The organism is Bacteroidia bacterium, assembly GCA_019695265.1.
Taxonomy (GTDB): Bacteria; Bacteroidota; Bacteroidia; order JAIBAJ01; family JAIBAJ01; genus JAIBAJ01.
In genome coordinates, this window is the sequence record JAIBAJ010000008.1 from 21752 (window position 1) to 34045 (window position 12294).

Consider the following 12294-nt stretch of genomic DNA (forward strand, 5'->3'; position numbering starts at 1 on the left):
GCCATGAGAAAAATTTTTGTAAGCCTATCCTTTGTTTTCTGGATCTTTTTTTCAAACGCACAAACTGTCCGAGTTGATTCTATTCAGGCAAAGGCAAATTGTAGGTATTTTCTAATGGAAACACCCAATCAAATTCAAACAGTATTGGAATTTCAAATTCCAAACTATGAAAAAGGAGAACAACCTGTAATTTATGATTTAAAGTCCAAAAAAGCACTTCGTATCGGAAAGGATGAAAACTTGATTGGAGGAGCAGGTAGCAGAATTGTAACAACAACGTTACCGGATGCGAAAGTAGGGAAATCTAAATTAACCATTTATTCTTATCAAAAGGATGAGGTTGTAGTTGAGAAAGTTATTGAAAGGGAGGATTATTTATTCGCCCAGGAAGTAAATGATCGCTACATGGTTATTTCAAATACCATGGACGCCAATACAACCAAGCTCGAACTTTATGAGTTTGCAAATGGAAAATCTTACCCTATTGAATTGCCTGCCAAGGAGTATGGATTAATTAAAATCTCATTTAATTTGGAAGAAGGAGTTGTTGCTTTTGGCGGTGTCAGAAAGGGTGAAGAAAAGGTAGGTGATGTTTGGGTTTGCGATTTAAATGGTAAACGACAATTTTCTACTAAAGTAAGTGGTGGAATGTCCGTAATAAATTACCTAAGCTGTATTTCCAGAGACAAAGTATTAGTAAGTAATTTTGGTGAGAACCTCCTTTTGGATTCAAAGGGAGGTTCTATCAATGTTTCTGACAATGGTCGGAAATTCTTTGTTGATTTAAAACTTTCTGCCAACACCTACTTTGGCCATTATTCCGAGAAAGAAGTTGGGGTTTTTAATTGGGAGACTAAGCAATACAGCAGTGTGCCCAATGAGGCCAATTTCTCCTTTGGTTCGGTGCACGTAGCCGGACTAACACGAGGTGATTATAAAGCCAATGTATTGGATTTGGGTAATAATTTATTTTATAAAAACGGCGAATATTATAACCTAAATTTAGGTGGAAATGTGTCCTATTTTAATTCTGTTTTCTCTCAAAAATATAATTTATTAATTTCAAAATTTCACAATTATGTCTACATTCTTAAACCAATTAAGTCTTAAATTTTTTATAGTTATATTAACACTTCATTTTTCAGCTTTATCACAAAATTTGAATTGGCCTTTGGATCCTGTTACGAGTCAGCACCGGATAGTTGGCACCACAGGTGAATACAGGCAATTCCAGCGTTTTCATCAAGGGGTAGATATACATGATGCAGGATTACAACAAGTGAAAGCTATCCTTTCAGGAATTGTCACCTCGGTTCATGATGCCGGTTCAAATTCCTTTGTTAAAATTACCTCAAATGGCGGTATAACGATAACATACATTCATATTCAAAGATTGCCTGGAATTGAATTGAATTCATTGGTAACTACAGGCCAGGAAATTGGAACAATGTATAATTGGAGTTCCCCGCATGTTCATTTAGAATCGGAACAATTTAACTTTCTGGATCAGCATTTAACTCCCTTTCAAAATTATACCAATACCTTACCTGTAGTTTCCGGACCAACTCCTCCTGCTTATGCTAACAAATTCTTTTTTAAGGATGGGCTTAGGCATTCCAATACTACCTCTGCATTTCCTTTAATACCAGGTTCTAATCAACAGTATATTTTTGGGAAAGCCGATATTGTTGCCAATATTGAACATTGTCACATCCTTGCCAATGGTGGTTATGAACAGGGCAGCTGTGCTCCTTACATTATTAATTGGGAAATCAGTGATGCAGAAGGTCATTCTTCCGGTGAAATTGAAAATTACAGGTTTAGTTATGTGCCGGATGATGCAGATGCTGATGAATGTTTTCTTTATGGATCCACCATGGACAATCCCAACTACATCTTAACTGCCAGACCCAATCATGCCAGTTCCTCTTATCCGGATCTCCCTGTTGAACGGTATTTTAATTCTAAAGAAAAACTAGGTTTTATTGAAAACACATGGAATACCAATAGTGCCATTTCAGATGCATCAACCTCTGCTCAAACCAAATATCCGGATGGACTTTATAATTTGTTGATTCAGGCAAAAGTTGCTGATCAGGATGGAATTCTCGAGGATCAAATCGGAAGCAGAAATGTTTCTTTTCGCATTGATAATTATCGCCCCTACATTTCCAATGTCCAGGTAAAAGAGATTAGTCAAACCGGGAATGAAGAAACCCTTCTTTATGATGGTACTTGGGAATACACCAACTCAACTCTGCATTTGGATCCCTTTCAACTTGGAAATAATCAAACGGCCGGGATGAACAACGTTCGGCTCAAAGAAATGTACCATAATGGTAAGGATATTGAAATAGTAGTTCATTTTAGTGAAGCCATACCAAATATTCCGGGAAACCCAAGAGTAAGATTAAGATGTGGAGCAACCTATTCCACATTAACATCGGCTAATTCAACCTATTATGCATCTTCTGATTTAAAATACTATACTTACCATGTTCCAAGTTCAACCTTATCCGCTTTGTTTCAATCACCGGATGAGAATGTATTTATCGAAGTGGAGGCCAAGGATTATACCGGTGCTGATTTATTAGGGTTTAATCCAAATCAGACTGCAACGAATTACATTTCAGGAAACAATGAGTTTTCGTATTTGCAAATACCTTATCGAAATTGGAATGGAGGGCAAGTTGAATGGTCACAGAATCAATTATTTTCAAGTTCAACCATTGACAAATCTCACCTTTTTAAACGGGTAAATCCTTGCAGTGGAGGAACACCAACACTCGGAGGTTCATCCGCATGTCCTTTGGCAGATTTTTCTGCAAGCGTAGTTAGTATTACAGCAGGGGAATCTGTTACCTTTCATAACCTCAGTGAGAACTTAAATAATGGATATACCTGGGATTTTGGTGATGGAAATACAGGTACAACAATTACTGTAAATCAAAGTATTTCACATACCTATAATGTTGCAGGAACTTTTACTGTTAGGCTAAATGGAGTAGGAGTGGGGGTTAATGGTCAAGAAACTTATATAAGGCAAAGGTTGAATTATATTGAAGTTTTGGAACCTGAAAGTGTATCTAATCCCGGTGGAAATGGAGGTACCAATGGCGTATTGTATTGTGATTTTAATTTCTATCCAAGCAATCCTTTAGTATTAGAAAATGTTGATTTTGAATTTCTGGGAAGCGGTGGTGTTCCTCCATACCAATATTTTTGGTCATTTCAAGATGGTAACCCTGCCAATTCCAGTTCAGAAAATCCATCAACTGCCTTTATTTCTTCTGGTTCTGTAAAGACTATTACCTTAATCATTACAGATTTTACCGGGCAAACAGCTTCACATACCGAATATATTCCGGTAGGATCCAATGAACCGGTATTGGCATTTACCAATGGTCCGGGTCAATCCTGTATGACGCTTGTTCCCGGTTCCACGAACCAGTTTTCTACCGGACAAATGGTTTCTTTTGTGCCTGCTCCTATTAATAATTCACAAGGACTGGTAATATACCATTGGGATTTTGGAGATGGAAGTTTTTCTCAGGAGTTTAGCCCTGCACATGTTTATTCAAATCCGGGAAATTATTTGGCAAGCTTGACTATTACTGCCTTTAATGGGCAAACCCTTTCCTGTAACCAAGCACTTTCCGTTACAAATCCTTATCAAATTTCTAATTTAACAGTTCAAAGCACTAACGGAACAAGTCGTCAGTTGGTTGGTAATACGGCAGAAGCATTCAATTTACAGGCTAGTTTTGATGGTGCCGGTGTTAGTCAGCCTAATATTTACTATTGGAATTTTCATTTTATTGGTTTCCAAAGTACAATTCAACAGGCTGATATTTCTGTACAAACAACCTCTCCTACCCTTAGCCAATATCCCGGAATGATGCCGCCCAATTTGGTTCCAGGGAATTGGTTTGTTACGGTAACTGCCTGTAATTCTCAAGGTTGTATTAGCTCAGAGGCATTGCATTTGATAGTAAACATGGATCAACAAATTACGGAATCTAGTCCCTTGGAATTTGGTAACCTTAATTTTCAGGAGCAATGTTATTCCACTGAATCGGATGCAAATCATCGAATTGGTCTTGATTTAACGATAGGTGTATTGGAATCAAGCTATCCCAATGCCTTGAATCATCAGTGCATGTGTCAAGATCCAAGCATTCCAATAAGTTTAGCACCTTATGGGCCCTATATAACCTTTGCACCTTTACAAGCCAATGCGGATTATTATTTTGACAATACAATTGGTCCTAATAGTTTAAACAATTGGATGGAATATGCGAATTGCAATTGTACAAGTGGTAGAGGGTTTGCATGTGTTGTTTTAGACAATTTTTCAACTACGGTTTTTCCAAAACATATTGAAGGTAAAATATCTGCTGCAGCATGTGAGGTTGGTACTATGGTTGGTGATCCTGCAACCTTAGTTACTCGGACATTTGAGTTTGATATGTACAAATGTTTGAAAGCCTCTGATATTTCCATGCCGGCTTCTGTTGATTTATGCCCTGGCACTACTTATCAATTAAATGCAATAAATAATAATAAAGCCAGACCACCTTTTACTTACCAATGGACTTCAACTGATCCGGGTGCCATGGACTATATTTCTGATCCTACTATCTTAAATCCTCAATTTACTTTTCCTTCTGGATTAGATGCCGACATCACTTATAAATTGCAAATTCATTCGGGTGAAATGACTTGGAATTTTAACCAATATGATCCTTACAAGTTGATTACGTTTCATTTGCATCCAATTGCAGTTGAATTGCCGGTAACCACCTATCATGTGTGTCTTGGAAATACCATTGATTTACATGCTTCTAGTACCGGAGGGGATGGAATGAATAACCAATATATTTGGATGAGGAACATTAATATTTCACCTACTACACTGCCAAATTTTGTTCCTTCGCCTAACCTAACTAATGCCAATACGGCCGATCCAACATTTGAAGGTCCTTCAAATGGAAGTTATGATTTATATGTATTTGTAAATTCCTTGCATGGACAATGCATGGGTTATGGTATGGTTACTATTATTGTAGATGATCAGGTAGAACCAGTTTCAGCCGGAGAGGATATTATTTCATGTTCAGGCAAGGAATTGCATCTTGATGGAGAAATGCTATCGACCGCCAGCAGTGCGATGTTTCAATATCGCTGGTATAAATCAGGGGTTGAAGAAGGAGATTTTCAGCTTTGTAATCTTATTCAACCAACTGGTATTTCAATGTTTTCTCCAACATCAGTGGCTCCTTACCAAACCACTGAATATACTTTGGAAGTTTTACAACCCAATGGTTGTTCCTCCACAGACGAGTTGGTAATCTTCATTGATGAAACTTTAAATCCGATTGTTACCTATCCTGAAGATCAATTTTTATGTCATGGTGTTGGTGATTTGGAATTAAGCCTGCAAGTTCAAGGTGGAATAGCTCCTTATTGGATTGATTGGTGGAAGGAATTAGGAAGTACAGGTTATATTCAGCTTGCTAATGACCAACCTTCTATTTTATTAGGTTACAATACTATTTTCCAATCAATATCACCTCAAGATCATGTAGTGAATATTGTGACAGATGTTGTAGATGCCAATGGATGTCATACGAAAAACTTTGACCATCCAATTCGGGTGGAAGCTAATTCGCAAATTAAGGTAATACCTTCAGGTGATCAACAATATGTTTTCTACAGGGACGGTAATCCTCTTCCTCCTTTTGAAAATATTCTGCAAATTGAAGGTGGAGTTCCTGACTATTCTTACACCTGGACAAAAAATGGGGACGTTGTGTCAACGGCTTTTTCTTTCCAACCGGATGTGGTTCATGCTGGAGAATATATCTTGGACGTTTTTGATTCGAAAGGGTGCCACCAAAGCACCAGTAATTCCGTAGAGATAAATTTCTTTGATAAGAACCCCAATCCGGTTTTAGACCTCCCTATTGAAGTTTGTGAAGGACATCGGTTTTCAATTTTTTTAAAGCCTTACCTGGAGGATCCTTTTAATCCATATTTGAGTGGTTGGGGTCTGGCAATTTTTGTAAATCATCCGGATTTTGTGCCGCCAATGGATATTATAGGAATTCCCATTATTCCTGCCACTGGAGGTGAAATTGAATTTTTCCCTGAACAAGCCGGTGACTATAATTTACACTTTCAATTTGGATTTAGAGATTTGGACTGGATTCCTCCACAACCAATTTATGTTGGCCCCAATTCTATTTATGATTTTACCATTCCTGTTCATGTGGTTCCAGCAGTTGGTGTTGTTGAACCTAACGTGAGCCAATGTTCGGACATAAATACTCAGAATGAATTAGAAAATACGTATTGGGCCCAGCAAATCTTAGCTTGTCCTTCAGGTCCAGTCTCTGTGGAACCATGGGCCGTTGGAAGGTATTATGCCGGTCAAAGCATTAAGTTGTTACCAGGATTTAAGTCAAATTTCCAATCGGATTTTATAGCCAAAATCCAATGTGTTGAAACAATTGTCGAACGCTTGGATGAAACTAACCCTAGTTCCAATCAACCTGCTGTGGATACCTTGGTGAACCATCGATTTGATTCCTTCAATTATTTCCCCAATCCTTCTACCGGCAAACTCAATTTCGAACTGAATTTGTCTACAGATCAAAGGTATTTCATTGATTTACTCGATTTAACTGGTCGAAATGTGAAAAAAATAACTGCCGGGATTGGAAGTTCGGGAAAAGGGACGGTCGACCTTTCTGATTTAAGTCCGGGAACTTATTACATTAAATTAACCTGTGATTTATCATCCTTGGATCAGCGGACTTATAAACTAATTAAGCTTAACTAAACAAAAATGAAAAACTATAGCCTCTTTTCTCTGCTAATTTCAATAGCATTTTTATTTAACTCTTGCAAAAAGGACCTTAGTGAAAACGATTTATTAGCAAGACATGGAATTGCAAACAATAGCACTTATTCGTGGTTTCCGGATACGATTACCGGTTTTGGAATGAATTCGGATGGAAAATGGGCTATGGTTTTTAATAGAAAAAAATGTTATTTCGGTAGATTGGAAAACTTGATGTTGGTACCGGAAGATTCATTGGTTTTTAATATGCTTTTTTTGAATGATGAGTATATGGATTGGAATGAGTTTATTTATACTGAAAATAATCGATTAATAGGGAATTGGAGGTCATCCAGTTTAATCAACATTACGGAGGATACGGCACAACTTAATTTCTTTGTTGATTCTATCAGGAATTTGACTTTTTTCAATGATTCCATTTGGTTTTCAGGAGGAAATTTGAATATGAATTTTGTTTATCAGTACTATGAAACTAATTCAAATCTTGTATTAACGAGTTTTAGAGATTCTATTAGTGATTTTTCACTGATAATAAAGTCATTTGACATAGATCAGAATAATAATTTTTGGTTTTTAAGCCAATATCATAATCGCTTATATCACTATTTATATGGTGATACCAATCGAGTATTGGTTCCGGTTTATTCTGATACCAAGGGGTATAATAGTTTGGATGGTTTCTTGAATCCTTGGACTAGAGCTTGCATTCAGGTGGATGAGAGCCAACAAGTTTGGATTCTGTTCCAAAGTAAAATTTGCCTTTATGATTCAAAACTAAATTCGTTTAATTATTCATTTCACCTTCCTTATTACGATCCCGCTCAACATTCATTTTATAATTTATTCTGGGATAAGGTTAACAAACGCATGTGGTTAATTGGTGACAATAATTCAATTTCTTATTTCGAGAATAATAAGTTCTACACTTTGCCGGTACAAACCCTGGTTGGAAGTTCAGATTTAAAAGAAGGTTATTTTAAATCAATGGCTGTTACGAAGGATGGGACTTGTGTTTTTTGGGGTAGGCACCAACTATTTGTCTATAAGCCAAATTAATGACATCTCTTGTTGATAGATGGGATTCTCTTTCATTTAGGAAGAGGTCCCATTTTTTTTTTGATTATTGGTCGGGCCCCCTCCGCCATCCGACTGGTATGCCAAAAATCTACTTTTTGTTGTTGGCGTTCGGGTCGCGCTATCGGCTGTAGTCCTCGCCGCACTTGGCTAGCGCCGCGTGCGACTGTGGGCTACTTGCCTCTATCGTTGCCCGTGGTGCAAGCCCCAACTAGTTGGCTTTTTATTGAATTGGTCAAGTAAAAATGTTATTTCTGTGTATCTTTTCTTAAGGTCGAAGGAGAGCTGTTTGGGGTTGCACGGACCCTCGGGTAGGGATAGAAGCGGAAAGCCCACAACCCGAACACTTTCGGGTGAGGACTTGTAGCGGATAGCCCGACCTGAGCCTTGTTTCTGTATTTATTTTGCACAAATACTTGTGGCGAAGGGACCCGCCCAATAAAATTTAAAAAAGTTCGCCTCCGGAATAATTTTCCAAATATTATACTTGGGTAGTTTGGTTACCTCATTTTAATCGTTATTAAATCCTGTTAAGATAGATTTTCCCCTTTCTTTTTTTTTATTTTTGCCCTAATGCTAACAACTAAAGATACAGAGAGTAGGGAGCGGGTTTTAAAGAAAGTCCGAAATGCCTTGATTCCTAAGTCCAACGACCATTATGCACAAGTTGATTTGACGAAATCAGTGTACAAGGAAGACCATGACCCATTGGAGGTAGTATTTGCCAAGAACTTTACAGCCCTTTCCGGGAAATTCACCTTTTGCGAAAATGATGATGATTTGGTGACCCAATTAAAAGAGACTGCCGATCTTCAGAAGTGGTCAGGTATCTTATGTTTGGAACCGACTATTCAGAATCTGTTAACAAAGGCAGGAATACCTTATGTTTCGGATTTGTCAAGAATTTCGGAAACTAGAATTGGCATAGGTGCTTGTGAAAGTCTGGTGGCGAGGTATGGTTCGGTAATGGTATCTTCGAAACAAGCATCGGGAAGAAAACTTCCCACCTACCCGGATACGCATGTGGTAATCGCGTATACTCAGCAAATTGTAATGGATTTAAAAGACTCCTATTCATTGCTGAAGGAGAAGTATCAAGGTAATTTACCCTCATTAATTTCAAATATTGCCGGACCTAGCCGAAGTGCAGATATTGAAAAAACTTTGGTCATGGGGGCTCATGGGCCAAAAGAAATTTTTGTTTTCCTGGTAGAGGGTTAAGAGATTGTAGTAGGGCTTATTAATTTCTTCAAACGCTTTACCTAGGTTTTGTTGAATTACTATCAATGGCATGCAAAGAAACAAGGATGCTTTAAAGAAAGTGGTCCTACTAAAAATCAAATACAAGAAAGTTGAATTAGGATAACAGTCTAAGCTTTGTTTCATTTACCCACACATTCAATCTCATGATTAATATAAAAGATGCAACTACCCGAATTGGTTCAGGGCTCATATTCCTTTCCATTTTTATTGGTAGTATTTGGTATGGTGGGTATTCCTTTGTATTGTTGTTTACTTTACTTGCCGGAATGGCTTTAAAGGAGTATTTCAGTTTGTTTAGGAATGGGGGATTATCGGTTCTGGTATATGTACCTAGTGTTTTGGGGGCATTGTTATTTTTGGTATTGGGTCTTGAGCAATTAAATATGATTCCTTCAGGAAAGTATATAGGAATACCAATTGCTTTATTTTTCTTATTTTTCTTTTATGAAATGTTGAAGAATGAAACGAAGCCAATCGATAATTTATCAAGTTATGCACTTGGATTAATTTATGTTTTATTGCCTCTTATCTTTTTTCAATGGATGGCATTTTATAAGTACCAAGAATATACTTTTCAGGTAATTCTTGGACATTTAATTATCATTTGGGCGAATGATACCGGGGCTTATGGTTTTGGAGTCACCTTTGGAAAGCACAGGATACTGGAGCGAATTTCTCCGAAAAAATCCTGGGAGGGTGCTGCAGGAGGTTTGTTATTTGGTTTAACGGCAGCTTATATATGGAGCCAATACAATCCAATATTATCTACTGTTAATTGGATAGTAGTGGCAATAATTATTATGGTAACCGGAACTTTAGGTGATTTTGTTGAATCCATGTTTAAGCGACATCTTGGAGTAAAAGATAGCGGAAGCATAATGCCGGGCCATGGAGGCATGTTGGATCGATTTGATAGTGTATTATTATCAGCGCCTTTTGTTTGGGCCTATTTAGAAGCTTTTTGTTAGAAAGGCTTTATTGCTTGAAAACCTTTTTGAATTTTTCAACTTTCGGGGTAATCACAAAACTGCAATAAGGCTGATTTCCATTTAAATTGTAATAATTTTGGTGGTAGCCTTCAGCTTTATAGAACACGGTAAAAGGTGCAATTTCGGTTATTACAGGATTGTTAAACGCACCTGATGCATTTAGCTTGGCCTTGTATTCTTCAGCCAATCTTTTTTGTTCCTCGTTGTGGTAATAAATTACGGAGCGGTATTGGGTACCAACATCATTTCCTTGTCTATTCATGGTTGTAGGGTCATGACTGGTCCAAAAGGCTTCGAGTAACTTGGTAAAATTCACTTTGGAGGGGTCGTAGGTAATTTGGCAAACTTCGGCATGTCCTGTAGTTCCGGAACATACTTGTTCATAGCTTGGATTTACAACTGTTCCACCGCTGTACCCACTTTCAACTTTTATGACACCATCTACCATTTGGAAAATGGCTTCAACGCACCAAAAACAACCTGCACCAAATGTTGCTGTTTCCATATTATTCGTACTACTTATTTTTTTTTCTGAGCGTTGGGAGCAAGAATTCAAAGGTGATAATTGAAGGATTGCTCCAACTAAAAGAATTAATTTCTTAAACATAAACCAAAAGTAGTTGATGTTTAAGAAATTAAAAGGATATTAAGATAAATTTAGACTATCTGGCTTGGTTGGGTTGAACAACAAGTTTTGGCGCTACGAAGAGTGTTTTTTCAACCCCGTTTGGATTGATTTCAGTAACTTGAAAGGAGGAAAGTTCAAAACCATTTTTATCCTTTACAACTGACTTTAAAGGCATTCCTTTTAAGCCTAGTTTATGAATGCTTTGGGCGGTTGCATCGTCTTTCAAATAGGGAGCAATGGAGCTGTAATCAACCGGACTAGATTCGGTTATCCAAACTTCAGTTATATTACCGTCTTTTCCCAGAATTTTAACCAATTCACATTCATAACCCAAGATTTGGGCTTTTTCACCAGTTCTCATTACTTTTTCTACCTGAACACTTGATTTAATATCATTGTCTGAAAGTTCAACACCTTGTTCATTACCCATGATATTGTATTTCAAGTATTTCTTACCTGAGTTTAAAACAAGGTAATCAACTGAGTTGGCTTGTCCATTGGCTTCCAAATTATATCGAATGAGCAAATTTCCATCGCATACGTACATAGAAGCTGGTGCTGTTTTTGAATCTTTTGATATTGTCAAAGAAATAACACCACAGAAATTTTGAGCAGATAAAAGTAAGGTGTTAGTCAAAAAGAGGGTAAAGATGAAAATTGTTCTCATAGTAAGATGATTGGTGCAAGTTTAGTGAATTATTAAATAGGATTAGTCTTTATTTAACCATTTATTGCTTTTTAGTTCTAATTGATACTCAGCCATAAGAACTTTGATATCTTCCATTAATCGATCAACTTCAGTTGTTTTGGTTCCATCATAATAGCCTCGGATTCGTTTATCCTTATCAACCAAAACAAAGTACTCACTATGTAAAAAACCACCTGGTGCTTTGGCATCTTCTTGGGCGGGCAATTTATAGTGATCAACTCCCAAGGAATAGATTTCATCTCTATTTCCTGTGCATAAGTGCCAAATACTGTCATTTGCACCAACCAGTTGGGCATAATCTTGCAGAATTGACAAGCTATCGGCAACAGGGTCAACGCTGTGACTTACAATGGCAAATCCCGGAAAAGTTCTGAATTTCTCTTGAACTCTTACCATTTGGGAAGCCATGTCTTTGCAAATTCCAGGACATCTGGTAAAGAAAAAATCTGCTACATAAATTTTCCCATTTAAATCAGCCTGGGAAATAGTTTTTCCGGATTGATCGATCAAGTTAAAATTAGGAATTTTATGATAGATGGTGTCGGTCGTTTTTTTGCCGTTTATAACAGTATCCTTTGTTCCTTCCGGATAAAAGATAGGAAGATGAACAAAGTTATGCCTACCTGTTGTGAGCAGTAGGTATAAAATGGAGGGCAATAAAAGTACTCCGAAAAGAATAAGTGCTTTGGTACTAAATTTCATTTTTAATCAAAAAAAAATCCAATAAACGTAATCATACATTTATTGGATTTAAAAGATAGTCTAA

Annotated in this window: 8 protein-coding genes; 5 read left to right on the plus strand and 3 right to left on the minus strand. The window is 37.2% G+C overall.

The features are described 5' to 3' along the window. Positions 1-3: 3 nt before the first annotated feature. From K1X82_02660 to K1X82_02680, 5 genes are all read left to right on the plus strand, one after another. Complete coding sequence (locus K1X82_02660; GenBank protein MBX7180988.1) at positions 4-1110, plus strand: hypothetical protein; 1107 nt, start codon at positions 4-6, stop codon at positions 1108-1110. Continuing rightward, positions 1079-6844, plus strand: a complete 5766-nt coding sequence (locus K1X82_02665; protein ID MBX7180989.1) for a PKD domain-containing protein — start codon at positions 1079-1081, stop codon at positions 6842-6844. The genes K1X82_02660 and K1X82_02665 overlap by 32 nt, the downstream gene beginning before the upstream one ends. Before the next feature lie 6 nt (positions 6845-6850). Beyond that, entirely contained in the window at positions 6851-7921 is a 1071-nt protein-coding gene (locus tag K1X82_02670) for a hypothetical protein (GenBank protein ID MBX7180990.1), read from the plus strand. A 591-nt stretch (positions 7922-8512) separates the two neighbouring features. Beyond that, complete coding sequence (locus tag K1X82_02675) at positions 8513-9160, plus strand: LUD domain-containing protein (protein ID MBX7180991.1); 648 nt, start codon at positions 8513-8515, stop codon at positions 9158-9160. A 185-nt stretch (positions 9161-9345) separates the two neighbouring features. Further along, entirely contained in the window at positions 9346-10170 is an 825-nt protein-coding gene (locus tag K1X82_02680) for a phosphatidate cytidylyltransferase (protein ID MBX7180992.1), read from the plus strand. A 7-nt stretch (positions 10171-10177) separates the two neighbouring features. On the opposite strand, the gene msrA is transcribed toward K1X82_02680, so the two are convergent. Genes msrA through K1X82_02695 form a run of 3 tightly spaced genes read right to left on the minus strand, consistent with a single transcriptional unit; the run spans position 10178 to position 12230 of the window. Next, on the minus strand, positions 10178-10798 hold the full coding sequence (msrA, locus tag K1X82_02685; protein MBX7180993.1) for a peptide-methionine (S)-S-oxide reductase MsrA: 621 nt from the start codon (positions 10796-10798) through the stop codon (positions 10178-10180). 55 nt (positions 10799-10853) lie between these two features. Then, positions 10854-11486 carry a DUF4412 domain-containing protein gene (locus K1X82_02690; protein ID MBX7180994.1) on the minus strand — a complete coding sequence of 211 codons (633 nt, stop codon included), beginning with the start codon at positions 11484-11486 and terminating at the stop codon, positions 10854-10856. Between the two features lie 42 nt (positions 11487-11528). Next, positions 11529-12230, minus strand: coding sequence for an SCO family protein (locus K1X82_02695; GenBank protein MBX7180995.1), 702 nt, complete (start codon positions 12228-12230; stop codon positions 11529-11531). Between the last annotated feature and the right edge of the window lie 64 nt (positions 12231-12294).